Annotated in this window: 25 protein-coding genes; 12 read left to right on the top strand and 13 right to left on the bottom strand. The window is 66.2% G+C overall.

Annotation, left to right across the window (positions count from 1 at the left end; all coding sequences use genetic code 11):
- Positions 1-17 precede the first annotated feature (17 nt).
- The 6 genes from VOI27_RS06120 to VOI27_RS06095 all read right to left on the bottom strand — a co-directional run bounded on the left by VOI27_RS06120 (position 18) and on the right by VOI27_RS06095 (position 5,045).
- Positions 18-641, bottom strand: a complete 624-nt coding sequence (locus VOI27_RS06120) for a class I SAM-dependent methyltransferase (protein WP_323764429.1) — start codon at positions 639-641, stop codon at positions 18-20.
- 3 nt (positions 642-644) lie between these two features.
- Positions 645-1,418, bottom strand: a complete 774-nt coding sequence (gene pssA, locus VOI27_RS06115; RefSeq protein WP_323764428.1) for a CDP-diacylglycerol--serine O-phosphatidyltransferase — start codon at positions 1,416-1,418, stop codon at positions 645-647.
- The gene (locus VOI27_RS06110; RefSeq protein ID WP_323764427.1) at positions 1,415-2,119 is read right to left on the bottom strand and encodes a phosphatidylserine decarboxylase; all 705 of its coding nucleotides are present in this window, start codon (positions 2,117-2,119) and stop codon (positions 1,415-1,417) included. The genes pssA and VOI27_RS06110 overlap by 4 nt, the downstream gene beginning before the upstream one ends.
- An 81-nt stretch (positions 2,120-2,200) precedes the next feature.
- A complete protein-coding gene (locus tag VOI27_RS06105; protein ID WP_323764426.1) occupies positions 2,201-3,034 on the bottom strand; it encodes an NAD(P)-dependent oxidoreductase in 834 nt (277 codons plus the stop codon).
- The gene (locus VOI27_RS06100) at positions 3,031-3,831 is read right to left on the bottom strand and encodes a glycosyltransferase (RefSeq protein WP_323764425.1); all 801 of its coding nucleotides are present in this window, start codon (positions 3,829-3,831) and stop codon (positions 3,031-3,033) included. The genes VOI27_RS06105 and VOI27_RS06100 overlap by 4 nt, the downstream gene beginning before the upstream one ends.
- Positions 3,828-5,045, bottom strand: a complete 1,218-nt coding sequence (locus VOI27_RS06095) for an NAD-dependent epimerase/dehydratase family protein (RefSeq protein ID WP_323764424.1) — start codon at positions 5,043-5,045, stop codon at positions 3,828-3,830. Before VOI27_RS06095 ends, VOI27_RS06100 begins: the two co-directional genes overlap by 4 nt.
- Positions 5,046-5,229: 184 nt before the next feature.
- Between VOI27_RS06095 and VOI27_RS06090 the strand changes: the two genes are divergently transcribed.
- The 9 genes from VOI27_RS06090 (at position 5,230) to VOI27_RS06050 (ending at position 15,617) form a co-directional block, all read left to right on the top strand.
- Positions 5,230-5,625 carry a VOC family protein gene (locus VOI27_RS06090; RefSeq protein ID WP_323764423.1) on the top strand — a complete coding sequence of 132 codons (396 nt, stop codon included), beginning with the start codon at positions 5,230-5,232 and terminating at the stop codon, positions 5,623-5,625.
- 411 nt (positions 5,626-6,036) lie between these two features.
- Positions 6,037-7,557: a sulfatase gene (locus tag VOI27_RS06085; protein ID WP_323764422.1), complete on the top strand. Its 1,521-nt coding sequence runs from the start codon at positions 6,037-6,039 to the stop codon at positions 7,555-7,557.
- Between the two features lie 11 nt (positions 7,558-7,568).
- Positions 7,569-8,723, top strand: coding sequence for a mandelate racemase/muconate lactonizing enzyme family protein (locus VOI27_RS06080; protein WP_323764421.1), 1,155 nt, complete (start codon positions 7,569-7,571; stop codon positions 8,721-8,723).
- Between the two features lie 28 nt (positions 8,724-8,751).
- A complete protein-coding gene (locus VOI27_RS06075; RefSeq protein ID WP_323764420.1) occupies positions 8,752-10,671 on the top strand; it encodes an ABC transporter substrate-binding protein in 1,920 nt (639 codons plus the stop codon).
- 75 nt (positions 10,672-10,746) lie between these two features.
- Positions 10,747-11,730, top strand: a complete 984-nt coding sequence (locus VOI27_RS06070) for an ABC transporter permease (RefSeq protein ID WP_323764419.1) — start codon at positions 10,747-10,749, stop codon at positions 11,728-11,730.
- On the top strand, positions 11,727-12,872 hold the full coding sequence (locus VOI27_RS06065) for an ABC transporter permease (RefSeq protein WP_323764418.1): 1,146 nt from the start codon (positions 11,727-11,729) through the stop codon (positions 12,870-12,872). Before VOI27_RS06070 ends, VOI27_RS06065 begins: the two co-directional genes overlap by 4 nt.
- Entirely contained in the window at positions 12,847-13,887 is a 1,041-nt protein-coding gene (locus VOI27_RS06060; protein WP_323764417.1) for an ABC transporter ATP-binding protein, read from the top strand. The genes VOI27_RS06065 and VOI27_RS06060 overlap by 26 nt, the downstream gene beginning before the upstream one ends.
- The gene (locus VOI27_RS06055) at positions 13,880-14,866 is read left to right on the top strand and encodes an ABC transporter ATP-binding protein (protein ID WP_323764416.1); all 987 of its coding nucleotides are present in this window, start codon (positions 13,880-13,882) and stop codon (positions 14,864-14,866) included. Before VOI27_RS06060 ends, VOI27_RS06055 begins: the two co-directional genes overlap by 8 nt.
- Positions 14,867-14,945: 79 nt before the next feature.
- On the top strand, positions 14,946-15,617 hold the full coding sequence (locus VOI27_RS06050) for a GntR family transcriptional regulator (RefSeq protein WP_323764415.1): 672 nt from the start codon (positions 14,946-14,948) through the stop codon (positions 15,615-15,617).
- Here VOI27_RS06050 and VOI27_RS06045 read toward each other — a convergent pair.
- The 7 genes from VOI27_RS06045 to VOI27_RS06015 are packed head-to-tail and all read right to left on the bottom strand — an operon-like array spanning position 15,614 to position 22,265.
- On the bottom strand, positions 15,614-16,750 hold the full coding sequence (locus VOI27_RS06045; RefSeq protein WP_323764414.1) for a CaiB/BaiF CoA-transferase family protein: 1,137 nt from the start codon (positions 16,748-16,750) through the stop codon (positions 15,614-15,616). The genes VOI27_RS06050 and VOI27_RS06045 overlap by 4 nt on opposite strands.
- The gene (locus VOI27_RS06040) at positions 16,747-17,928 is read right to left on the bottom strand and encodes a CoA transferase (protein WP_323764413.1); all 1,182 of its coding nucleotides are present in this window, start codon (positions 17,926-17,928) and stop codon (positions 16,747-16,749) included. The genes VOI27_RS06045 and VOI27_RS06040 overlap by 4 nt, the downstream gene beginning before the upstream one ends.
- A gap of 14 nt (positions 17,929-17,942) precedes the next feature.
- Positions 17,943-18,746 carry an IclR family transcriptional regulator gene (locus VOI27_RS06035; protein ID WP_323764412.1) on the bottom strand — a complete coding sequence of 268 codons (804 nt, stop codon included), beginning with the start codon at positions 18,744-18,746 and terminating at the stop codon, positions 17,943-17,945.
- Positions 18,743-19,507, bottom strand: coding sequence for an enoyl-CoA hydratase/isomerase family protein (locus VOI27_RS06030; protein ID WP_323764411.1), 765 nt, complete (start codon positions 19,505-19,507; stop codon positions 18,743-18,745). Before VOI27_RS06030 ends, VOI27_RS06035 begins: the two co-directional genes overlap by 4 nt.
- 8 nt (positions 19,508-19,515) lie before the next feature.
- Positions 19,516-20,796, bottom strand: a complete 1,281-nt coding sequence (locus VOI27_RS06025) for a TRAP transporter large permease (RefSeq protein ID WP_323764410.1) — start codon at positions 20,794-20,796, stop codon at positions 19,516-19,518.
- The gene (locus VOI27_RS06020) at positions 20,793-21,284 is read right to left on the bottom strand and encodes a TRAP transporter small permease (RefSeq protein ID WP_323764409.1); all 492 of its coding nucleotides are present in this window, start codon (positions 21,282-21,284) and stop codon (positions 20,793-20,795) included. The genes VOI27_RS06025 and VOI27_RS06020 overlap by 4 nt, the downstream gene beginning before the upstream one ends.
- 51 nt (positions 21,285-21,335) lie before the next feature.
- A complete protein-coding gene (locus tag VOI27_RS06015; protein ID WP_323764408.1) occupies positions 21,336-22,265 on the bottom strand; it encodes a C4-dicarboxylate TRAP transporter substrate-binding protein in 930 nt (309 codons plus the stop codon).
- Between the two features lie 231 nt (positions 22,266-22,496).
- Here VOI27_RS06015 and VOI27_RS06010 point away from each other — a divergent pair, with 231 nt between their 5' ends.
- Genes VOI27_RS06010 through VOI27_RS06000 form a run of 3 tightly spaced genes read left to right on the top strand, consistent with a single transcriptional unit; the run spans position 22,497 to position 25,386 of the window.
- Positions 22,497-23,609: an extracellular solute-binding protein gene (locus tag VOI27_RS06010; RefSeq protein WP_323764407.1), complete on the top strand. Its 1,113-nt coding sequence runs from the start codon at positions 22,497-22,499 to the stop codon at positions 23,607-23,609.
- Between the two features lie 3 nt (positions 23,610-23,612).
- Positions 23,613-24,329 (top strand): SDR family NAD(P)-dependent oxidoreductase, encoded by a 717-nt coding sequence (locus tag VOI27_RS06005; protein ID WP_323764406.1) that lies wholly within the window; start codon positions 23,613-23,615, stop codon positions 24,327-24,329.
- Between the two features lie 10 nt (positions 24,330-24,339).
- Positions 24,340-25,386, top strand: coding sequence for a zinc-binding dehydrogenase (locus tag VOI27_RS06000; protein ID WP_323764405.1), 1,047 nt, complete (start codon positions 24,340-24,342; stop codon positions 25,384-25,386).
- The last annotated feature ends 27 nt before the right edge of the window (positions 25,387-25,413 follow it).

Raw genomic sequence — 25,413 nt, 5'->3', positions numbered from 1 at the left:
GCTCTCGTTTCGGGGGGTCAGCTGGGCTTGGTCTTGGTCAGCACCAGAAAGGTCATCATTCCCAGTGGCGGGATCGGTTTCTGCATTTCCAGCGCCAGGTTGGGCTCTTGCAGCACGGTCTCGATCCTGAAATCGGAATGCCAGCCGAGGGTGTTGGCGAAGGGCGCCGCAATCCGCTCGATATGCGCCAGAACCCCTTGGGTGCGGACGAAATGGTTGGTGATCACCACCCGGCCGCCGGGTTTCAGCACGCGGGCGATCTCGGCCATCACCCGCTCGGGCTCGGGCACCACCGAGAGCACGTGCATCGCGGCCACTGTGTCGAAGGTGTCATCGGGAAAGTCGAGCTGGCGGGCGTCCATCTGGCGCAGTGCCGCGACGTGGCGCAGCCCCATGCGCTCGACCCGGGCGCGGGCCTTGGACAGCATGTCGTCGCTGAAATCGATGCCGGTCACCGCCAGTGACGGTGCGTAGCCCGGCAGCGAAAGGCCGGTGCCGACGCCAACCTCGAGCACCGAGCCGGTCAGCGAGTTGATGTAGTCGACCGCGCGGCGCCTGCCGCCGTGGGTCACGGCTCCGAAAGTGGTGTCATAGACCGGTGCCCAGCGGGCGTAGGACGACTGAACCGACTCGATATCCAAAATTTACCTCTTATGTTCGGTGACGGGGCTGCGTTTGGGCGGCCGCCGGGTGGCCAGGCACCAGACGATGGTTGCGATATAGGCCAGGCAGAGCACCACCAGCATGACCCAGGCATAGGTCAGCAGCGCGGCTCCGGCGATGGCACCGCCAAGCAGGAAATACTTGGCCTTCTTGCGCGGCACCTTGGCGGTCTTGAACGACCAGGTGGGAATGCGGCTGATCATCAGCAGGCCGATGATGACCATATGGGCGGAAATCAGGATATCGGGCAGCAGCGCCGACCCGGAAAAGGCAAAGGAAACCGACATCGGCAGCAGCACCAACAGCGCCGCGGCCGGCGAGGGGACGCCGGTGAAATAGGCGCTCGGCGCGCCGATCCCGGCTTCGCGGTCGGCATTGCTGGTGACATTGAACCGCGCCAGCCGCAGCACGCAGCAGATCGCGAAGACCAGCACCGCGATCCAGCCCAGCCGAGTGTCCTGCAGCGCCCAGAAATAGAGCACCAAGGGCGGGGCGACGCCGAAGTTGACCACGTCGGCCAGCGAATCCAGCTCGGCCCCCATCTTGCTGTCACTGCCCAAGAGCCGCGCGATGCGCCCGTCAAGACCGTCGAGCACCCCCGCCGCCAGGATCAGCTGCACCGCCAGCACGTAATTGCCCTCCACCCCGAACCTTATTGCCGAAAGGCCGGCGCAGAGGCCGGCGATGGTCAGCATGTTGGGCAACAATTGCAACAGCGGCATGTCGGCGCCGGGCTTGTTCCGCTGGGCGCTCATGGCTGCGCCTGCGGGCCGCCTTCGGGAGCGACGTTATCGACCTCGGGCAGCACCGCGAGCACGGTTTCGCCCGCCACCATGGTCTGGCCGAGATCGACCAGCGGCGAGACGCCGCGCGGCAGGTAGACATCGACCCGCGAGCCGAAACGGATCAGGCCGAAGCGCTCGCCGGTCTGCAGCTGCGCGCCGGGTGCCACGAAGCAGACGATCCGTCGCGCCACCAGCCCGGCGATCTGCACCACCGCGATCTCGCGGCCGTCGGGCAGGCGGACGCAGAGGCTGTTGCGCTCGTTGTGTTCGCTGGCCTTGTCGAGCGAGGCGTTGAAGAACTTGCCGGGGCGATAGGCGACGGCGGTGATCTCGCCGGCGACCGGGGTGCGGTTCACGTGGCAGTTGAAGACGTTCATGAAGACGCTGACCCGGGTGAGCGGCTGATCGCTCATCCCCAGTTCCTTGGGCGGCACCGCCGGTTCGATCAGCGAGACGATGCCGTCGGCCGGGCTGACCACCAGACCGGGGCGGTCCGGCGTCACCCGTTCGGGGTCGCGGAAGAAGTAGTAGCACCAGACCGTCAGGCCGACGCCGATCCAGCCCAGGATGGGCGTGAGCAGAAACAGGCCGAGGGTGATGGCGGCAAAGATCGCAACGAACTTGCGGCCTTCCGGGTGCATCGGCTTAATGAAGGTCGCGAGCATGTTCATGGTAAAGTCCCCTGCGCAATCCAAGGCCACTCTTTTAGGATGATTGTGCCCGAGTACAAGCGACTTCCGGTGCGGTGGCGGTCATCTGCCCGCCGCGTCCGCCCGCTGTGCCAGCATCTTCGGCAATGTTGCCTCGAGACCGGCGATCCCCGCGGGCCGCCAGCCCAGCGCCCGCAGCCGGTCGCTGGTCATGGCGCTGATCGCAGCCGCTGAGCGTGCCGGCAGCGGGTGGGTGACGCCGGTCAGGCGGGCGACGCGGGCCAGAAGGTCGTGCCGGTCGAGCAGGATGTCTGAGGCGTTGAAGGCGCCGGTCTCTTGGCATTGCAGCAGCAGCCGGACGGCGCGGGCGAGGTCATGGCCGTGCAGTTCGGTGCTGCGGCGCGGGGCAATGGCCGCGCCGTTTGAGAAGGCCTCGAACAGGGTCTGCCATTTGTGCCCCGATCCCGGCCCGTAGATCCCGGTGGCGCGGATCGACGCGGGGCAGAAGCCGGGCGCGGCCAGCGCCGCAAGTGCCTGTTCCGCCTGCCATTTCACTGCGCCATAAAGCGTGTCGGGGCGCGGTGGCAGATGCTCGGTCAGCGCGGTGCCGGGCGGGTAATCGCCATAGACCGCGCGGCTGCTGAGAAAGATCACCCGGGCGACGCCGGCCTGCCGGGCAGCCTCGAAGAGCGCGATCGAGCCGTCGAAATTGGTGCGGCGAAAGCCCTCGGGGTCTTCGCCCTCGCCGCCACGGTAACGGCCGGGCAGATGCGCAAGGGCGCAATGCACCAGCGCGTCACAGCCGGTCAGATCGGGGCGGTCACCCAGCCTGTAGCCGGGGCGTGAGAGCGGCAGAAGGGTGTCGCCGGCCGCGATGATCTCCCGCGCGATGAAACGGCCGACGCGGCCGGTGGATCCGGTCAGGGCGATCTTCATGCCGGCGCGGGCAGGCTGGCGGCGTCGGGCACCGGCCAGTCACCGGCATAGGCCTGCCAAAGGTCGATCAGCACCCGCAGCCGGTCGGCCTTGGCATGCGCCTGCCAGGGTTTTTCATACTGGTAGTGCAGCACGTGGATATCCGGCCAGCTCCAGAGCTCCGGCAGGGTGAGCCAGACATATTGCAGCATGTTCATCGTCACCGGCAGCCCGTGCCAGTCGGGAAAGAAATCCTGCAGAAAGGTCTGGTCGGTGCGCCGCCAGAAGGCCTCGGGCGCATCGAGCCGGGCCAGCATTGCCTCGAAGGTGGCGGGATTGGGGCGCGCGGTGAAGACGCCGGAATTGAGCCGGTGGAAATCGCCGAGGCTCTCGTAAACGTTGGGCGCGGCGCAGAACTCCGGGTAGTCGAACAGCCGGTCGATATTGCGCAGCACCAGCGTGTCGGCGTCGAGAAACACAACCCGGTCATAGGGCAACTGCCAAAGCCGCAGCTTGGCGAAATTGTCGAGCGGGGTGTGGAAGGCGGGTTTGCCGCCCTTGGTGAAGGGTGCGGCCGCATGCAGCGCGCCGCGGGCGTGACGCTGGTTGAAGCCGTCCGAGGTGGGCAGCAGGGTGACCTCGCAGAGCTTGGCCCCGCGCGCCTCGAGCGGTGCCAGCGCCGACCGAGGCACGCCGCCGGTGTGCATCACCACCCGGTCGGCGGTGGTGCCGGTCAGCGCCAGCGAGCGCAACAGCGCCGCCGCCCCGCGCGCGAAATCGGCGTTGGTGACCAGCGTCACATAGGCCCGCGCGGTCATGACACGGAATGCAGGCGGGTGGCCTCGGGGTCAGTCTCGACCCGGCTGCCGAGATCGCGGGTCCAGGCGCTGACCGCCGGGATCCGGCTGCGGTCGATGCGGTGGGCGTATTTCTGCGCCACCTCGACCACCTCGGCCAGCAGCCCTTCGGCCAGGGTGGTGGGCTCGAGCCCCAAGGCGAGGAATTGCTCGTTTTTCACCAGCAGGTCGTTCTCGGGCGCTTCCTTGCGCGGGTTGGGCAGATAGGCGACCCGGCCGCCGGTCAGCCCGGCCACCATCTCGGCCAGGTCGCGCACCCGGTGGGTCTCGGTCATCTGGTTGAAGATCTTGACCCGCGCGCCGGCCTCTGGCGCATCCGTGAGCGCCAGCTCGATGCAACGCACGCTGTCCTGCAGGTGGATGAAGGCGCGGGTCTGCCCGCCGGTGCCGTGCACGGTCAGCGGATAGCCGATCGCGGCCTGGATCAGGAAGCGGTTGAGCACGGTGCCGTAATCGCCGTCATAGTCGAACCGGTTGATCAGCTGTTCGTGGCGGCGGGTCTGGTCGGTATGGGTGCCCCAGACGATGCCCTGGTGCAGGTCGGTGATCCGCAGCCCGTCGTTCTGGGCGTAGAACTGGAACAGGATCTGATCGAGCGACTTGGTCATGTGATAGACCGAGCCGGGGCGGGTGGGATAAAGGATCTCTTGGCCCTTCTTGCCCGTGGGCGTGTCGATCTCGACGTCGAGATAGCCCTCTGGGATCGGCGCGCCGACCGAGGAATAGCCGTAGACCCCCATGGTGCCGAGGTGCACCAGATGCGCGTCGATGCCGGTTTCCACCAGAGCGGTCAGCAGGTTGTGCGTCGCGTTGACGTTGTTGTTGACGGTATAGACCTTGTGGCGGTCGGATTTCATCGAATAGGGCGCTGCACGCTGCTCGGCGAAATGCACGATGGCGTCGGGACGGTGCTCGGCCAGCCACTGGCGCAGGCGGTCATATTCCTTGGCGAGGTCGAGCAGATGGAACTGCAGCGCGCGGCCGGTCTCCTGCTTCCAGATGCGGCAGCGTTCCTGAATGCTGTCCATCGGGGTCAGCGACTGCACCCCAAGCTCGGTGTCGATCCAGCGGCGCGACAGGTTGTCGACGATGTGAACCTCGTGGCCGGCGTCTGACAGGTGAAGCGCGGTCGGCCAGCCGCAAAACCCGTCGCCGCCAAGAACTGCAATCTTCATCGGATCTCTCCTTTGCTGTCGGGCGCGATGCCGGCCCGCACGTCTCTTGCCCGAGGAGATAGGGCGCAGCTGCAGCAAAGTCATTTGAAGGTTTTATGTCTGTCGGTTTCCCGCCGATCCGGTGGTTGACCCCACCGGCGCGACGGCGCAAGGGACGCGCGACCACAAAGAGCGAGGTACCTTCATGGCCAAGGCCATCCACAGCATGATCCGCGTGCGCGACGAGGCGCGCTCGGTCGCGTTCTACCGCAAGGCCTTTGGTCTTGAGGTGGCTGACCGTCTGGATTTCGACGATTTCACTCTGGTCTACCTGTCGAATGCCGAAAGCGGCTTCGAGCTGGAACTGACCGTCAACAAGGGCCGCGACACCGCCTATGACCTCGGCGACGGCTATGGCCATTTCGCCGTCTCGGTCGCCGATCTCGAGGCCGAGCACGCACGGTTCGAGCGCGAGGGGCTCAGCCCCCGCAAGCTGGTGGCCTTTGCGCCCGGCGGCGCTCTGGTGGCGCGGTTCTTCTTTGTCACCGACCCCGACGGCTACGAGATCGAAGTGCTCGAACGCAGCGGTCGGTTCGCCTGACACACGACACGGGGCGGCCCGCGGGTCGCCCCCTGCTGACGCCGGTCGGCGCACGTACCCTGCATACGTCCTGATCCCGGCGCGCCGTGGCCTCGGTAGCCGTGCGCGCGACCAGACCCCGCGCCGTCTCTGCCCTTCAGACATCCGGCAGTCCGCGCCGCCCGGCCGGGGCGTCTGAGACGTTTTTTCCCTTGTTTTCAGTCAGTGTCAGACCTTCGACGGTCCCGCGTGGGTCGCCGTTCGTCGCCAAGAGTGCCGTTATAAACTTACGAACATATAAAAATCGTCGACGATCTTAAAATATTCGTATAACTATTGTGCAAGGGGAGACGAATCCCGGGAGGAAGAGATGCACAGCGTGACACCGGCCCTGGCCGTCCAGAGAAGATCTGCCTGCTGCGGGCCAGCCTTGTGAGCCGGGCCCCGGACATCCTGCTGATCACCACCGACCAGCAGCGCGGCGATTGCATCGGCGGGGCAGGGCGCGCGGTGCGCACCCCCAATATCGACCGGATCGCCGCCCGCGGCGCGCGGTTCGACACCTGCATCACCCCGCATCCGATGTGCCAGCCGGCGCGCGCCTCGATCCTGACCGGCCTGCTGCCCTACTCCCACGGCGTGCGCGACAATGGCCGCAATCTCGACCCACAGATCGCCGAGGCGGGGCTGGGCGGGCTGTTCTCCGGCGCTGGCTATGACACCCGCTTCATCGGCAAGGCGCACCTGTCGACGCATGAGACCTTTGCCCCCACAGGGGCGGCCGAATGCTACAGCTCGGTGGCCGATTACCCAGAGGACTGGACCGGGCCCTACATGGGGTTCGAGCGGGTCGACCTGACCCTGCGGCCGCATCACCACTGCGGCTGGAAGGACCGGCCCTACACGCTGCACTACGAAAACTTTCTCGATCAGGACGGGCAGGGCGGTGCCCGCTGGGAGAGGGCCAAGGACCAGGTCGCGCCGCGCACCTCTCACAAGCAGGTCTGGCGCTCGGCGCTGTCCGAGGAGTGGTTCTCGACCGCCTGGGTCGGCGACCGCACCATCGACATGCTGGACGAGGACCGCGACCGGCCGCTGATGTCATGGGTCTCCTTTCCCGATCCGCATCCACCGTTTCTGGCCGCTTCGCCCTGGGCCACGCTCTATGATCCCGCCGAGGTCGACCTGTCGCCGCATCGCGCGCTCGATCTCGACCGCCGGCCGTGGTGGCACCGCGCCTTTCTCGAGAGCCCGGCGCGGCGCAACCAGAAGCGGGTGCATGCCGGCGACCAGCCCTACTGGGGCAATGACGACGCGCTCGACGACAGCGACCTGCGCGACGTGATCGCGGTCTATTACGGCATGATCGCCGCCATCGACCAGCAGGTCGGCCGAATTCTCGATCATCTCGAGACCTCCGGGCGGCGGGACAACACCATCGTGATCTTCACCTCCGATCACGGCGAATGGCTGGGCGACCATGGCCTGCTGCTGAAAGGCCCGATGCTCTATGACGGGCTGTTGCGGGTGCCGCTGGTGATGGCCGGGCCGGGGATCGTTCCGGGCCGCTTCGATGCGCCGGTCTCGACCCTCGATCTGCACGCCACCCTGGCCGAGCTCTGCGGGCTGGACGCCCCGGACGGGGACGGCATATCGCTCAGCGACGTCATGCAGGGCGGCACCCGGGCGGTGGCGCACAACGAATGGGAGGTCGATGCCAGCCGCAGCGGTGTCGATCTCGATCTCAGGACGGTGCGGTCGGTCGATCACCGGCTCTCCGTCGACCTGAAGAGCGGCGCGGGCGAGCTCTATGACCTCGCCGCCGATCCGCATGAAATGAGCAACCTCTGGGACACCGCCGGCGCCGCATCGGTGCGCGACCGGCTCTGCGCGTGCATCGCGACGGACCGTCCCGGCATGATCCCCGCCGCACCGCGCGTCGGCTGGCACTGAAAAGGACCAAGATGACCAAGATCGTTTCCATAGAACCGCTTCACGCCCGCGTCGGCATCCGCAACCAGCTGCTGGTCAAGGTGACCACCGAGGACGGGCTCTACGGCTGGGGTGAATCCGGCCTGTCGTGTCGCGAGGGCGCGGTGGCGGCCACGCTCGCGCATTTCGCCGAGTTCCTGGTGGGCAAGGATTCGCGCCAGATCGGGCGGATCTGGCAGGAGACCTATCGCAGCCAGTATTTCGAGGGCGGCCGGGTGTTCACCGCAGCCATGTCGGCGATCGACATCGCGCTCTATGACATCCTTGGCAAGCGGCTGGGCGTGCCGGTGCACCAGCTGCTGGGCGGCAAGCAGCGCGACGAGATCCCGACCTTTCCGAGCTGCCAGTCCGATGACATCGACGATCTGCTGGGCAAGGCGCGGGTGCTGGTCGGCGCCGGCTGGGACTGTCTGCGGATCTACACCGGCAACTTCGACGGCGACGCTGTGTTCGATCCGCGCAAGAACCTCAACCAGGCCGCGCGCGAGCTGATCGCCCTGCGCGAGGAGTTCGGCCCCGACCTCTGCCTCGGCATCGACCTGCACCATCGCCTGTCGATCGCCGAGACCGCGGATTTCTGCAACCGTCTGCCCGCCGGCACGCTGGATTTCCTCGAAGAGCCGATCCGCTGCCAGACCCCGCAGGCCTATCGCACGCTGCGTTCCATGACCAACATTCCCTTTGCCGTGGGCGAGGAGTTCTCGTCGAAATGGGAGGCGGCGCCGTATATCGAGGAAGGGCTGACCCAGTACATGCGGCTCGACATCTGCAACATCGGCGGCTTCACCGAGGCGATGAAGGTCGCCGGCTGGTGCGAGCAGCATTACATCGACCTGATGCCCCACAACCCGCTCGGCCCGGTCTGCACCGCGGCCACGGTGCATATGGCGGCGGCGGTGCCGAATTTCAGCTGGGCCGAGACCCGGCAGGGCCCGACCGAAAGCCTGGGCTTCCACGATCCCGAACTGTTCCCGAAGCAGGTCGAACTCGACGGCATCACCTACAAGGTGCCCGACGGCCCCGGTCTGGGGGTCGAGGTGGACGAGGAAAAGATACGGGCGTCTCAGCCCAGCCATGTCGAACCGCCGCATCTGACGCGGCCGGACGGCTCTGTCACCAACTGGTGATATACTTCAACGGAGGAGGAGAACGACAATGAAGACCAAGTGGAGATTTACCACCCTGGCCAGCGCGCTTGCCATGGCGGTCGCCAGCCAGGCCTTTGCCTACGAGCAGGCACCGATCCTGGACGAAAAGGTGGCCGCGGGCGAGCTGCCCCCGGTGGATGAGCGGCTGCCGGCCGAGCCGCTGGTGATGGACGTGATCGAGGGCCCCGGCGAATACGGCGGCACGCTGCGCCGCGCCATCCTCGGCGGAGGCGACCAGCACAACATGGTGCGCACCATCGGCAGCGACAATATGGTGCGCTGGTCGCCTGACTGGTCTGAGGTGCGACCCAATATCGCCAAGTCGTGGGACGTGTCCGACGATGCCTCGAAGTTCACCTTCCACCTGCGCGAGGGCATGAAGTGGTCTGACGGCGCGCCGTTCACCGCCGATGACATCATGTTCTGGTACGAGGATGTCTTTACCAACACCGACCTGACCCCCAACAAGGACAGCACCTTCATCGGCCCCGCCGGCCCGGTCAAGGTGACCAAGATTGACGATGTCACCGTCGAGTTCGACTTTGGCGCGCCCAACGGGCTGTTCATCCAGGCGCTGGCCTATGGCTTCGGGTATCACCCGACCGCCTATCCCAAGCACTACCTCAGCCAGTTCCATGAGGCCTACAACGACGACCTGCAATCGCTGGTCGAGGCCGAGCCTGCGGCGGCGGACTGGAAGCAGCTGTTCAACCTCAAGGCCGGGCCGATGGACACGCCGCTGTTCTGGCAGAACCCCGACCGCCCGACGCTGCACGCCTGGCACCTGACCAATGCCTATGGCGCCGCCGACCGCGTGGTGGCCGAACGCAACCCCTATTACTACAAGGTCGACAGCGAAGGGCAGCAGCTGCCCTACATGGACCGGATCACCTATGATCAGGTCGAGGATGTCGAGACCATCCTGCTCAAGGCCTTCAACGGCGAGATCGACTACATGCTGCGCCACCTTGGCCGGCCGTCGAACAAGGCTTCGCTGACCGACAATGCCGAGCGCGGCAAGTACGGCTTCTTCGACGTGGGCGACCTGCCGGCCAATATCATGATCCTGATGATGAACCTCAACCACACCGATCCGGTCAAGCGCGAGGTGATCAACAACAAGGACTTCCGCATCGGCGTCAGTCACGCGATGAACCGTCAGGAAGTGATCGACCTGCTGTATTTCGGCGCCGGCGAGGCGGCCCAGACCGCGCCGCGCGAGGGCACCGAACTCTACAAGGAGGAATACGCCAAGCAGTACACCGAGTACGACGTCGACAAGGCCAACGAATACCTCGACAAGGTGCTGCCGGAGAAGGACAGCGAAGGCTTCCGCATCGGTCCGGACGGCGAACGGTTCTCGCTGATCTTTCTGGTCGCGGATGTCTTCGGGCTGCAATATCCCGACGCGATGGAGCTGATCGCGGGCTATGCCAAGGACGTCGGTCTCGACTTCCAGATCCGCACCACCGACCGCTCGCGGCTGATCGAGCTGCACACCTCGAACGATTTCGACGCCTACCTGTGGAATTGCTCTGGCGGGCAGGCCGATGCCTATACCTCGCCGATCTGCTATGTTCCGACGATCTCGAACTCGGTGAGCTGGGCGCGCGAATGGGCGCAATGGGGCGTCGACCCCGCGACCGGTGAAGAGCCTCCCGAGGAGGTCAAGGCGATCTTCGAGACCTACAAGCAGGTCCGCGCCGCCGCCACGCCGGACGAGCAGAAGGCGCTGATGCAACAGGTGCTCGATATGGCCGCAGAGCAGTTCTTTACCATCGGCATGGTGCAGAACGATCCGGTCTTCGGCATCGCCCGCAACAACGTGCGTAACGTGCCCGATCCGCTGCCGATCGCCGGGCAGCTGTGGTTCCCGGCGCCCTACACTGCGCAGATGTACTTCGAAGGCGGCACCAACCTGCCCTGATCCGAAGTACCTGACGGGGCGTCCGGTGTCCTCCCTTCCGGGCGCCCCACCTGACCTTTAACGCAAGGAGCGGACATGGGTGGCTTCATCCTCCGAAGGGTTCTCTACATGATCCCGACGGTCTTCCTGGTCTCCATCGTGACCTTCATCATCATCCAGCTGCCGCCGGGCGACTATCTCGACAGCCTCGCCGCCGAGATGGGCGAGGCCGGTGTCGACAACACCGCCGTCGTCGAGCAGCTGCGCGAGCAATATGGCCTCGGCCAGCCGATGTACCTGCAATACCTGAAATGGATGGGCGGCATCCTGCTGGAGGGCGATTTCGGCATCTCCTTCGAGAAGAACCTGCCGGTGACCGACGTGATCTGGGACCGGCTCGGCTGGACCTTCGGCATCTCGCTGCTGACTCTCGGGTTCATCTGGGCGGTGGCGCTGCCGATCGGCATCTATTCCGCCGTGCGCAAGTATTCGGTGGGCGATTACATCGCCACCTTCTTCGGCTTCATCGGTCTCGCCATCCCGAACTTCCTGCTGGCACTGGTGATGATGTACGTGGCCTTCAAATACTTCGGCCAGTCGGTCGGCGGGCTGGTCAGCCCGGAGTACCTCGACCAGCCCTGGAGCTGGGGCAAGTTCGTCAACCTGCTGCAGCACATCTGGATGCCGGTCTTCGTCGTCGGTACCTCCGGCGCGGCGGCGCTGATCCGCATCATGCGCGCCAACCTGCTCGATGAGCTTTACCGGCCCTACGTCGTGACGGCCCGTGCCAAGGGCATGTCGGAATTCCAGCTGCTGATGCGCTATCCCGTGCGCGTCGCGCTCAACCCGTTCATCTCGACCATCGGATGGATCCTGCCCACGCTTGTCTCGGGCGAGATCATCGTCGCCGTGGTGATGAACCTGCCCACCACCGGACCGCTCTTGCTGCGCGCGCTTCTGGTGCAGGACATGTACCTGGCCGGATCGCTGATCCTGATCGTCAGCCTGCTGACGGTGATCGGCACGCTTCTGTCCGATGTCCTGCTTGCCTGGGTCGACCCAAGGATACGTTACCAATGACAGCCATCGACACCGCATCCGAAGTTCAGGCGGCCGAGTCCGTCAAATCCCCGGCGCTGCTTGGCCCCTGGGCCCTGATGTGGCGCCAGTTCCGCCGCCACAAGATTGCCTGGGTCAGCCTCTACGTCACGGGGTTCATCTACGTCGTCGCCCTCTTCGGCGAGTTCCTGGCCCCCGCCAACTACCTGGAAACCAATACCCGTGCGCCTTTCGCGCCACCGCAGGGCGTGCATTTCTTCACCCATGCCGAAGACGGCTCGAGGGAGTTCCGGCTGCACGCCAACGGGCTGAAGATGGAGATCGACCGCGAGGCGATGCGCCGGCACTTCGTCGAAGACCCGGAGAAGGTCATCCCGCTGGGCTTTTTCGTCAAGGGCTATGAGTACAAGCTGCTCTGGCTGATCCCCACCGACCGGCACTTCTTCGGCCCCAAGGATCCGTCGCACAAGGTCTATTTCTTCGGCGCCGACCGGCTGGGCCGCGACATCCTGAGCCGGATCATCATGGGCACGCGGATTTCGATGTCGATCGGTCTGGTCGGCGTGGCGGTCTCGCTGATCGTCGGCGTCAGCCTCGGCGGCATCTCGGGCTATTACGGCGGCTGGATCGACAACGCCATCCAACGGCTGATCGAGTTCCTGCGCTCGATCCCCACCATCCCGCTGTGGATGGGCCTTGCCGCCGCCATCCCGCTCGACTGGCCGCCGCTCTGGACCTACTTCGTGGTGACGCTGATCGTCTCGATGATCGGCTGGACGACGCTGGCCCGCGAGGTGCGCGGCAAGTTCCTGTCGCTCCGGCATGAGGATTTCGTGGTCGCCGCGCGGCTCGATGGTCTCAGCGACTGGGAGGTGATCCGCAAGCACCTGGTGCCCAGCTTCGCCAGCCATATCATCGCCTCGCTCACTCTGGCGGTGCCGCTGATGATCCTCGCGGAGACCTCTCTTTCGTTCCTCGGCATCGGGCTGCAACCGCCCATCGTGTCCTGGGGCACCTTGCTGAAAGAGGCGCAGAACATCCGCACCATCATCGAGGCCCCCTGGCTTCTGATCGCGCCCGGTTCGATCATCGTGATCACCGTGCTCGCCCTCAACTTCCTAGGAGACGGCCTTCGCGATGCCGCTGACCCCTATGCACAATGACACCCAAGACACACCGCTGGTCGAGATCAAGGGCCTGAAAACCCACTTCTTCACCGATGACGGGCTGGTCAAGGCGGTCGAGGGCGTCGACCTCGACATCCTGCCCAACCGCACCCTTTGCCTGCTGGGCGAGAGCGGCTGCGGCAAGTCGATCATGGCGCGCTCGATCCTGCGCATCGTCGATGCGCCGGGGCGGATCACCGGCGGCAGCATCCTCTACCATGCCGCCGATGGCCGGACGGTCGACCTGGCCCGGGCGCGCTCCGGGTCAAAGGAACTGCGTGCGATCCGCGGCAGCGACATCGCGATGATCTTCCAGGAGCCGATGTCCTCGCTCGGGCCGATCCAGAAGATCGGCAAGCAGATCACCGAGACCATCCGCCTGCACCGCGACGTCACCAAGGCCGAGGCCCGCGAAGAGGCGATTGACATGCTGGCCCGGGTCGGCATTCCGCGCCCGGCCGAGCGCTTCGAGGCCTATCCTTTCGAATTGTCGGGCGGGATGCGGCAGCGGGCGATGATCGCCATGGCGCTGTCGTGCCAGCCGCGGCTGCTGATCGCCGACGAGCCGACCACTGCGCTCGACGTGACGACGCAGGCGCAGATCCTCGACCTGATCGCCGAGCTCAAGGACGAGTTCAAGATGGCGGTAATGCTGATTACCCACGACCTTGGCGTGGTGGCTGAAGTGGCCGATGACGTGGCGGTGATGTACATGGGCAAGATCGTCGAGAAATCCGACGTCTACGGGCTCTTCGAGAACCCACAACACCCCTACACCCGCGCGCTGCTCGATTCCGTGCCGCGCATCGGGGTGACCACCCGCGACCGCCTTCCGGCGATCCGCGGTATGGTTCCGCACCCCTTGGCGCGGCCCTCTGGCTGCACCTTCCGCACGCGGTGCGATCATTTCATGCCGGGTCTCTGCGACCTGCGCGAACCGCAGCTGAAATCGCAAGGAGACGGGCAGGTGGCCTGTTTCCTGCATGAAGAGGAGGCGCGCGCCGATGTCTGAGGCCATTCTCGAGGTCAAGGACCTCACCATGTCGTTCGGCGACACCAAGGGCGGCTGGTTCTCCAAGCCGATGCAGGGCTTTGTCGCGGTGGATGCGGTGTCGTTCGAGGTTCGCCGCGGCGAGACCTTCGGCATCGTCGGCGAAAGCGGGTCGGGCAAGACCACGCTCGGCCGCTGCATCCTGCGGGTGCTCGACCCCAGCTCCGGCTCGATCCGCTTCCTGCCCAAGGAGGGCGGCGCGGTCGAGCTGGCCGGGGCGCCGATCGACCAGCTGCGGCAGGTCTGGCGCAAGGTGCGGATGATCTTTCAGGACCCGCAGGCCTCGCTCAACCCGCGGCTCAGGGTGATCGACGTCGTTGGTCAGGCGCTGCAGAAGACCGAGGGTCTGAAGGGCAAGGCGCTGGCCGACCGGGTGGCGGGCCTGCTGGAAAACGTCGGCCTGCGCAAGGAGTTCATGCACCGCTATCCCAACGCCTTTTCCGGCGGTCAGCGCCAGCGGCTGGGCATCGCCCGGGCGCTCTCGACCCATCCCGAGCTGGTGGTGGCGGATGAGGCGGTCTCGGCGCTCGACGTCTCGATCCAGGCGCAGACGCTGAACCTCTTGCAGGACCTGCAGGAGGAGTTCGCCCTGACCTTCCTGTTCATCGCGCATGACCTGGCGGTGGTCGAACACATCTGCGACCGGGTGGCGGTGATGTACCGTGGCCAGTTCGTCGAGGTGGCCGATACCAAGACGCTGTTTGAAAACCCTCAGCATCCCTACACCCGTGCGCTGCTCCAGGCGGTGCCGGTGGCCGATCCGCGCCAGCGCGGCCGCAGGCGCGGCAAGGCCGAGCCGGTGGATGTGGGCGCCGCGCCGAAAGGCTGCCGCTTCAGCACCCGCTGTCCGCATGCCACCGATCTGTGCCGGCAGACCCGGCCGCCGGCGCGCCGGATCGGCGGGGCCGACGTGCTGTGCCACTACGCGGGAGAGATATGAGCGCGGCCGCCCCGTCGCTCTGGCAGAGCGCGGGGCAGGCCGCTATGATGACCGACGATCCAGAGAGTACGAAGACATCATGAAGACCGGCGACGATACCGGGGAACTCCCGCTCTACGATGCGATCCTCGACGACATCTACGATGGGCGCCTGGCCGGCGGTCAGCGGCTCAAGGTGTCCGAGATCGCCGAGCGCTACGGCACCTCGACCAGCCCGGTCCGCGAGGTGCTGCGGCGGATGCAGGGCGAGGGCTTTGTCGAGATCCACCCCAACCGCGGTGCCACCATCAAGCCCACTGACGCCGGCTCGATCCAGAACATCTTCGAAGTGCTGCAGATGCTCGAGCCCTACTTCGTCAACTGGTTCGCCGATTACGCCCCGCCAGAGCTGCTCGACGAGCTGGAGGGCATCCAGGCCAAGATCCACGAGCTGCCGCATTCCGAGCAGCGCATCTTCCGCAAGCTCGATTTCCAGTTCCACGAGATCTTTTGCCGCGGTCATTACAACCAGACCGCCGCCGAGATCTGGCGCAACCTGCGCACGACGCTGAACGTGCAGGCGTCACGGCTGCGGATCTCGCCGGCGCGGTTCGAGTCGATCAAGAAGGAACACGACGATCTGATCGCTGCCTTCCGCGCCAATGACCCGGCGCGCGCCGACACGGTGATCCGCAAGCATGTGGACGGATCCTTCGTGCAGATGTCACAACAGATCCGCGCGCTGGTGATGAAGAACGTCGCCTCGCATTAGACCGGGTCGAACCCGAACTCCCGGGCCAGCGCCGCCCCGTGTTCATTCAGCACCGGCCCGCGCGCCACGGGCATCGGCCGCGCGCCGTCGATGCGGAACGGCGCCGCAACGCGCGCCAGCTCGCCCCCCGCGTGAAGCATGCCGGTGACCGCCGGGCCGCCTTCGGTTCTCATTTCCGCCCAGCTGCGGACGCGGGCGCACCAGATGCCTTTTGCGCTCAGGGTTGCCTCCCACTCGGCCGCCGGTCGGGTGATCAGAACCTCCTGCAGGCGCTCGCGGATGGCCTCGCGGTCGGCAAACGCCTCGAGCCCGGCAAGCTGCGCTGCAAGGCTCGGGCGATCCAGCGCGTCTGACAATGTGGCCAGCGGCATCATCGCCACGGCAAGGTGACCCTCGGCGGTGTCATAGACCCCGTAGGGCGCCGCGAGATAGCCATGCGCCGAGCCGTGCTGCAGACGCTCTGGCGGCCTTTGGCCATTGCTCAGCCAGGTGGTCAGGAACTCGAACTGAAGATCGATCAACGCCTCGAGCAGGCTGGTCTGCACATGTGTGCCCTCGCCGGTCCGGGCCTGCCGGTAAAGCGCCGCCAAGAGCCCCTGCGCCAGACAGGCCCCGGCCGCGATATCGGCAATCGGCAGCCCCACCGGCACCGGCCCCTGGCCGCGATTGCCGCTCAGCCACATCACCCCGCTGCGCGCCTGCGCCAGGAGGTCCTGTCCCGGCAGGCCGGCCCATTCGCCTGCCTCGCCGTAGCCCGAGATCGAGCCGTAAACGAGACCCGGCCGCAGGGTTGCCGCCGCCTCGTACCCCAGCCCCAGCCGGTCGATCACGCCGGGGCGAAAGTTCTGGATCACCACGTCAGCCCGTTCGATCAGCCTGCGCGCGGCCGCGTGCCCCGCCTCGGTCTTGAGATCCAGCGTCACGCTCTCCTTGCCGCGGTTGATGGCGTGAAACAGCGTGCTGTCGCCATCCACGCAGGTCTCTGACACGTAGTGATGACGGCAAAGATCGCCGCGGTCGGGGTTTTCGATCTTGATCACCCGCGCGCCAAGGTCGAGCAGTCGCAGCGCAGCATAGGGTCCGGCCAGAAACTGGCTGAAGTCCACCACGGTCACGCCCTCAAGCGGCCTCATGCCGGGGCGGGCACGGTGCCGAACACCGCCGCGGTATCCGCGCCGAGCGCCGGGCCGCCCGCGGGGTTGCGCAGCATCCGCCCGTCGATGCGGATCGGGCAGCGGGAGGTTTTCGCCTCGCGGCCGCCCTTGGTGCGGATCACCTGCACCGGGTCCAGCGCAGCAAACCCCTCGGTCGCCACGAAGCCCGGCCAGTCCAGCACCGGCGCGCACCATAGCCCCGCAGGTTCCAGAATATCGAGCCAGTGCTGCGTCGGCTGAGTGACAAGAACGCCCGCCACCACCGCCTTGATCTCGTCAAGCCGGACGAAGGCCTGATCCTGCCCGAAGCCTGCGATCTCTGGACAGTCGAGCAGGTCCGCCACCGTGGTCAAGGGTGCCATCGCCAGCGCCATATGGCCATCGGCGGTCTCGTACACGCCGTAGGGCGCGGGCTGATAGGGGTTGGCATTGCCCTGCGCGTGGCGGCGCGGCTGACCTGCGTCGTCGTTGAGAAAACAGGTGAACTGCTCGAAGGTCATGTCGATTGCGGCCGACATCAGGTCGACCTCCACCAGCCCGCCCTTGCCGCTGACCCCGCGCCGTACCAGGCAGGCAAGGATGCCCTGCACCAGTTGACCGGCGGTGGCGACGTCGAGCATGGCAAAGCCGGTCGGCACCGGCCCGTCGCCGTCATTGCCGTTGAGCCAGGCGATGCCGGACAGCGATTGCACCAGCAGGTCCTGCCCCGGCTTGTCCTTCCACGGACCGTCCGCGCCGTAGCCCGACACCGCGCCATAGACCAGCCGGGGGTTGAGCGCCTGCACCGTCTCATAGTCCAGCCCGATCCGCTCCATCACGCCGGGGCGGAAGTTGTGGATCATCACGTCGGCGGTCTCGATCAGCGCCTTGACGCGGGCCAGATCTTCGGGCGCCTTGAGGTCCGCCGCGACGCTCTTCTTGCCGCGATTGAAGGTGTGGAAGACCAGGCTGTCGCCGTCCAGCCGCTGGTCGTTGACCACCATCGACCGGCAGAGATCACCCACCCCGGGCCGTTCGATCTTGATCACCTCGGCCCCGAGATCGGCCAGACGCAGCGCCGCCACAGGCCCGGCGAGAAACTGCGCGAAATCCAGCACACGCAGGCCGGCAAGGGGGAGGTCGGCACGGGGGAGGCCAGAAAGGGCGAGGTCGGTCATCAGTCAGATCCTTGTCATGAGGTGAGCGCGGCACCGAAAGGGCTGGCGTCGGGCAGGAAGCCCAGCGACCGCGACAGCTCCAGCGCGGTGAGGCGGATGGTGGCGAGGGTCTCCTCGGCCGAGGGCGCGTCGCCCACCTGGCCGATAAACCCCGAGGTGATGGCGGCGGCGACGCCGCGGGTGTCGAACACCGGCACACAGAGGTTGCGGACGCCGGAAATCATCGTGCTCGGCGTATCCTCGAACCCGTCGCGGCGGATCCGGGCGAGACGCTGACGCAGCGCCGCGCGGGCCTCGTCCGGCTGGCGGGAGATGTGGCGCTCCTGCACATCCTCGCCCGAGAAGGCGAGGATTACATGGCCCGAACTGGTCTGGCTGACCGGAAACAGCGCGCCGGTACGCACCGAATAGCCGGCGGGCAGGGGGCTTTGCACCGAGGTCAGCACCAGCACGTTGTCGCGGTTCAGCACGCCCAGATGACAGGACTGGCTGGTTCGCGCCGCGATCCGTTCGAGCTGCGGCAGGGCGACGTGGATCAACCGCTCCGTCGGGTCGTGCCGGTGCGACAGCTCAAAGAGCTTCAGCGTCAACGCATAGCGGCTGGTGCGCGGATCCTGGCTCAGGTAGCCGCGTTCGGTGAGGTAAACCACGACGCGGTAGATCTCGCCCATGGTGCGGCCCAGCGCATCGACGATCTCGTTCATCGTCAGGCCGGCGGGCTGCTCGGTCAGCAGTTCCAGCACGTCGAGCGCCTTTTCCACCGCCGGAACCGAAGATTTGGCCTTCTTGCCCTCGTCACCTGTCGCGCGTTTGTTCATCTGTCGTCCCCTGATTGCGTCGCGCGCATCTTGGCCTGTTCCGCCTTGGCGAAACAGAGGGACATCAGCTCGTTTTCATTGCGCAGCCCCTGTTCGAGGCTCAGATCCATCGCGCCGCGCACCGCCGCCTTGACGGCCTGCGTGGCGTGGGGGGCGGAGCCGGCGATCCGGCGGGCGATCTCGCGGGCGCGGGTCAGCTCCTCGCCCGGCTCGACAAGGTATTCGACCATGCCGATGCGCGCGGCCTCTTCGGCGTCGAACCGGTCGCCGGTCAGCAGCAATCGCAGTGCCTGGCCCTGGCCGCACATCCGCGTCAGGTGCTGCGCTGCACCACCCGCGCCGTTCCAGCCGAGCTGCACCTCTGGCGCGGCAAACACCGCCGAGCGCGCCACCACCCGCAGGTCACAGGCCAGCGCGATCTCGAGCCCGCCGCCGAGCGCCCAGCCCTTGACCGCCGCGATGGCCGGTTTACGCAATGCAAGGATCGGCGGGACATAGTCGTAGCGATTGCGCCAGGCCCAGAAGTCCTCATAGTCCTCCAGCGCCTTGATGTCGGAGCCGGCGCAGAACGCCCGCGCGCCGGCGCCGCGAAAGATTACCACGTGCGCTGCCGCGGTCTCGTTCGCCTCGGCGCAGCAGTCACCGATCTGGCGATACATCTGCGGCGTCAGGGCATTGTGCTTGGCCGGACGGTTCAGGGTGATTTCGGCGACGTTGCCGTCGAGCGTGAAATCCACGCTGCCATCGGTGTCGTGGGTCATATGCGGCCTCAGTCGAATTGCAGGTTGGGCAGCCAGAGCGAGAGCTGCGGAAGATAGGTGAGCACGGAGAGCATCCCGAAGAGCACCAGGTAGAACGGCGCGCAGGCGCGGATGAAGTCGGCGATGCGCACGCCGGTGATCGAGCAGGTGGTGAACATCAGCGTGCCCAGCGGCGGGGTGACGCCGGCGACGGTCAGGTTGAACACCATCACCACGCCGAAATGCACCGGGTCGATGCCGACCTTGGTGATCACGGGCACGAGGATCGGCGTCAGCAGGATCAGCGCGGCGGAGCCTTCGATGAACATGCCGGCCAGCACCAGCAACAGGTTGATCAGCACAAGCAGCAGGATCGGGTTCTCGGTCAGCGCCAGCATGGCCGCGGCGACCTTCGCGGGGATCATCTCCCAGGTCATGTAGAAGCCGAAGGCATTGGCGGCGCAGATGATGAGCAAGATCACCGCCGTCGCCTGCATGGTCTGCTCGAGGATCGGGCGGACGTGGGCGAGCCTCAGGTCGCGGTGCACCAGCCCCACGATCACCGCGAAGAGCACCGCCATCGCGCCTGCCTCGGTGGGGGTGAAGTAGCCCAGACGAATGCCCAGAACGATGCCCACCGGCACCATGAGCGCGAGGAAGGCACCGCGCAGGGCACGGCCCCGGCCCGCCCAAGGCATGGGCGCAGCGTAGGCCGGCTGCAGGTTCAGCTGGCGGGCGCGCAGGGCCACGGCCGCCATCATCGCCGCACAGATCAGCACCCCCGGCACGATCCCGGCGAGGAACAGCCGGCCGATCGAGACATCGCCCATGAAGCCATACAGGATCAGCCCGATCCCCGGCGGGATGATCACCGAGATGATCGACGAGGCGGCGGTGACGGCGGTCGAGAACGCCGGGTCATAGCCGCGTTTGGTCATCTCTGGCACCAGCACCTTGGATTGCATCGCCGCATCGGCATTGGCCGAGCCTGACACGCCGCCCAGGAGCGTCGAGAGCAGCACGTTGACCTGCGCCAGCCCGCCCTTCCAATGGCCGGTCATCGCCTCGGCAAAGGCCATCATGCGGCTGGTGATGCCCGCGTAGTTCATCACCACGCCGGTCATGACAAACAGCGGTACGGCGAGCAGCGGAAAGGAATGGGTCACGGCGACGATGCGCTGAATGAAGATCTCGGGCGGCATGGCGCCGGAAATCAGGAAGAACGACAGGCCCGCCATGCCGATGGCAAAGGCAACGGGGATGCCGATGGCAATGCCCAGAAGCAGGATCAGGACGGGGGCGAGGGTCATGCCACCTCCTCCAACGCGTCGACCGAGGCCGGGTCGATCACGCCGATCAGCCGCAGGGCGGAGGTGAGGGACATGCCTGCAAAGGCGATCAGCGTGGCGAGGTAGACCCAGGAAAACGGGATGTCGAGCACCGGCGAGGGGCGGGTCGCGCCGTTTTGCATCATTACAAAGCTCAGCCAGGCTGCGTACATCAGAAAACCCAGCACCAGTGCGTCGGCCAGTTTGCGCAGGGCGCGCCGGACCTGTGGCGGCAACAGGTCGACCAAGAGGGTGACACGGATGTGCCGCCCTTCCCGATGCGCGGTCATCGCGCCGATGAAGACCACCCAGGTGAACAGGATGCCCGACAGCTCGGTCGTCCAGACCGCCGGCCGCTCGGTGACATAGCGCGTCAGCACGCCCCAGAGCACCGCGCCGGTCAGCGCCGCCAGCGCGCTGAAGGATACGAGGTTCTCGGCCCGCCGGGCCCATCTTGCCACATGTTGCATGGTCTCTCCTCCCTCGGGGGGCCGGGCGCTGTCTGCGCCCGGTGGTGTGTCTTACTGGTCGAGGATCGTGCGGACGCGCTGATAAAGCCCGTCGGACCAGTCGGGAAACTTGCTGTAGACCTCCGCCGTCGCCTCCTGGAATGCCGCGAGATCGACGGCGCGGTTGAAGGTCACGCCCTCGGCTTCGAGCTTGCCGATCCACTCCTCCTCGGAGTTCAGCATCAGGTCGGTCATGAAGACGCCGGCCGCGTTGGCCTCTTCGTCCAGCACCGTCTGAATGTCCTCGGGCAGCGATGCGAAGAGATCGGCGTTGATGATCAGCCCGGTGAAGCCCTTGAAGTGCCCGGTGAGCGAAATGGTCTTCTTGGTCTCGTGCAGCTTGGCGCCGTGGATCGAGGGCAGTGGCGCCTCGGCCCCGTCGACCACCCCGGCCGAGAGCGCCGAGTAGACCTCGCCCCAGGCGACCTGCGTTGGACGCGCGCCCATGGCGTTGAAGGTCTCGACCCACATGATGTTGGGCGGCGTGCGGAAGGTCAGGCCCGCGGTGTCTTCGGGGCTCGAGATCGCCTTGTCGGCCAGCATGTGACGCGATCCGAACAGCCAGTTCATCGACAGCAGCTCGATGCCGGACTCCTCCCGCAGCCGGTCCTTCATCTCGGCATAAAGGTCGCTTTCGACGATCTTGGTGAAGTCGCGCGGGTCGTCCATCAGGTAGGGCCCGCCCAGCACGCCGAAATCGGGCACGAAATCGCTGAGGTATCCGGGGTCCGAGATCGAGATGATCGGCGCACCGGCGCGGATTTGCTCAAAGACCTCCGGGTTCGAGCCGAGTTGCGCATTGGGAAAGATCTGGATCGCCACAGCGCCCTCGGTGCGGGCCTCCACCTTGCTGACGAACGCCTCCATCGCCTGCTGGATCGGCTCCTTGTCAGAGGTCACATGCGCCAGTCGGAAGGTGTACTCCGCCGCCCCCGCAGCCAATGGGGCCAGCGCCAGGCTGGCGGCGGCGAACAGGCGGCCTGCGCGGCCAATTATCTGAGATGTCGCCGATTTCTCCTCCTCTGATTTGGATGGCGACGCGCTGTTGCCCGCCGCTTCCCGACTCGACATAGCATATCAAATCTCAAATACAAAAGTAATTTTGATACTTGAAAACGGCAAGATGATGCGGCAAGCAAATGTGAAGCCGCAGAATCGAGGAGGAGCAGCCAGATGAAACTGAGGGGCATGACCTGGGATCATCCGCGGGGTTACGACCCGGTGGTCGCCGCCTCCGAGGCGTTTCGCGCCGAGACCGGGGTGGAGATCGCCTGGGACAAGCGGTCGCTTCAGGCCTTTGCCGATGCGCCCATTGCCGAGATCGCCGAGCGCTACGATTTCATCGTGCTCGATCACCCGCATGTTGGCCAGATTGCCGAAACCGGCGCGCTGTTGCCCTTGCCCTTGCCGCAGGATGCCTCGGCTTCGCTGGGCGGGTCTGCGGAAAGCTATCTCTGGAACGGTCAGTGCTGGGCCTACGCGGTGGACGCGGCCTGCCAGATGGCGGCCTTTCGCCCCGACCTGAACCCGCCGCTGCCGCGCCAGTGGGAGGACTTCCTGAGCCCGGAGGCCCGACGCTTGCGCCCCCTCACGCCGCTCCTGCCGGTCGATGCCTTCGACATGCTGATGACGCTGGTTGCCGGGCGCGGTGGCGAAGCGATGCCGGCAAGCCCCGCGCATTTCGTCTCGGACGACAATGGCCTCTACGCCTTGAGGATCCTGCGCGCGCTCTACCGGCTCGGTCCCGATAAGCAGGTCGACATGAACCCCATCGCGGTGCTCGACACGCTGACGACGACCGATGATTTCGCGCTCTCACCCTGTCTCTTCGGCTATGTGAACTACGCCCGTCCCGGGTTTCGCCCGCACCGGGTGGCCTATTTCGACCTGCCGCTCTGTGCCGGTCACACCCGCCCGCGCAGCATTCTCGGTGGGGCGGGGATCGGCGTCTCCGCCAAGACCCGCCACCCCGAGGAGGCCATTCGCTTTGCCCAATGGATCACCGCACCGGAGGTGCAATCGGGCGACTACCTGTCGAACAACGGCCAGCCCGCCAACCGCCACACCTGGCTGGCGCAGGCAGACAACCCGGAGGTCGCGGGGTTCTTCAAGGGCGGGTTCCACACCATCGACAATGCCTGGACCCGGCCGCGCGACATCTGGTTTCTCGGTTTCGTCGACGAGGTCTGCGCCATCATGCCGGATTTCTTCCGCAAGCGGATCCCCGAGGAGACGTTCCTGCGCCGGATCAACCAGCTTTATCAACATCATCTCTGCGAGGTCTGAGCCATGCCGATTGCCGTCATCACCGGTGGAAACAAGGGCCTCGGTCTCAGCCAGTCGCGCCGCTTTCTCGACGCCGGATACGAGGTGCACGTCGTCGCCCGCAGCCGTGCCGATTTTGACACGCTGGGCGCGGCGGCGACGTTCCATGACTGCGATATAGCCGCCGACCGCGAGGCCAACTGGCTGGCCACGATCCACGAACAGGCCGGGCCGATCGCGGCTTTGGTCAACAACGCCGGCGTGCATTTCAAAAAACCGATCTGGGACGTGCCGCCAGAGGCGCTCGACCGGGTGCTCGACATCAATGTGCGCGCGATGTTTGCGGCCTGTGGGCGCTACGTGACCCTGCACCGCGAGACCGGCGGCACCATCGTCAACGTCTCGTCCATGGGCGGGATCATGGCACTGCCCTCGGCCGCAGCCTACGTCACCGCCAAGACCGCCGTCCTCGGCCTGACCCGCTCGGTCGCGGTGGATGCGGCGCCCTTCGGCATCCGCTGCAACGCCGTCAGCCCCGGGTTCATCGACACCGACATGACCCGCGCGGTGCTGGAAAAAGACCCCGCCCGCCGCGACCGGATCGAGGGCCGCATTCCCGGCCACGGCTTTGGCCAGCCCGGGGATGTGGCCAATGCGATCTTCTACCTCGCCTCCGAACAGGCCGCCTATGTCAACGGCGTCAACCTCCCCGTCGACGGCGGCTATGCCGTCGGATTCTGAAGGACAGACCATGAGCCATATCCAGACCCGCCTGAGCGCCGCGACCCGCGTCGACAGCAGCGCGCAGACCGCGCCCGAAACCATCCCCAAAGGTCATGCCCGCCTGCGCCTCGCCGCTGCCAGCCTTTGCGGCACCGATCTGCATTACTACGCGCATTTCGCCAACGCCGGCTTTCAGCTGCAAAACCCGGTGACGCTCGGCCACGAGGCCTGCGCCTGGGTCGAGGATCCCAACGGGTCGGACCTGAAGCCGGGTCAGCTCATAGCGCTCAACCCGATCATGAATTGCCAGACCTGCGCCCCCTGCAGGCGGGGCGAGGAAAACCTCTGCACCGCCAAGAAATTTCCCGGCTCCGCCACCACGGTCCCGCATCTCGACGGCTTCTTTCGCGATGTGATCGACCATCCGGCGCGCTGCTGCCGCCCGGTGGCCGAGGGCGTGAACCCACGCCACCTCACCTTTGCCGAACCGCTGGCTTGCGCGCTTCATGCGCTCAACAAGGGCGGTGTCACCGAAGGGCAGAAGGTGATGGTGACCGGCTGCGGGCCGATGGGACTGTTGGCGATTGCCGGGGCTGCGGCGCGGGGGGCGCATGTAACGGCGCTCGACCTGCGGCCCGGAGCGGTCGAGGTGGCGCTTCAGGCCGGGGCCGAAGAGGGGCTGCTTGCCGACCGCGTCGACGCGGCCGGGATCGAGAAGCGGTTCGACGTGGTGATCGAGGCGTCAGGCGCGATCCCGGCCTTCAACACCGCGCTCAGGGCGGTGAAGCAGAAGGGCCGGATCTCGATCCTGTCGAACATCCAGCCGCGCGAGGCGCAGGTGATGCTGCACCTGGTGATGCTCAAGGAGATCGAGATCGTCGGCTCCTTCCAGTTCAACCGCGAATTCGAAGAGGCGGTGGCGCTGATCGAGACCGGCGCGATCAACTTCGAGGCGCTGACCGCGGCGGAATACCCGCTCGACCGGGCTGGCGAGGCGCTGGCCCTGATGGCGGCGGGCGGGGCTATTGGCAAGATTCTCCTGATCGGTTCGGGTTTGCCCGCGGCGTCACTTTAGTCTGACAATAGGAGAGTTCGAGATAGC

Origin of the sequence: Marinovum sp., assembly GCF_034669705.1 — a bacterium.
Taxonomy (GTDB): domain Bacteria; phylum Pseudomonadota; class Alphaproteobacteria; order Rhodobacterales; family Rhodobacteraceae; genus Marinovum.
The sequence above is the reverse complement of the archived record's forward strand: the minus strand, read 5'-3'. Positions and strand labels throughout refer to the sequence as shown.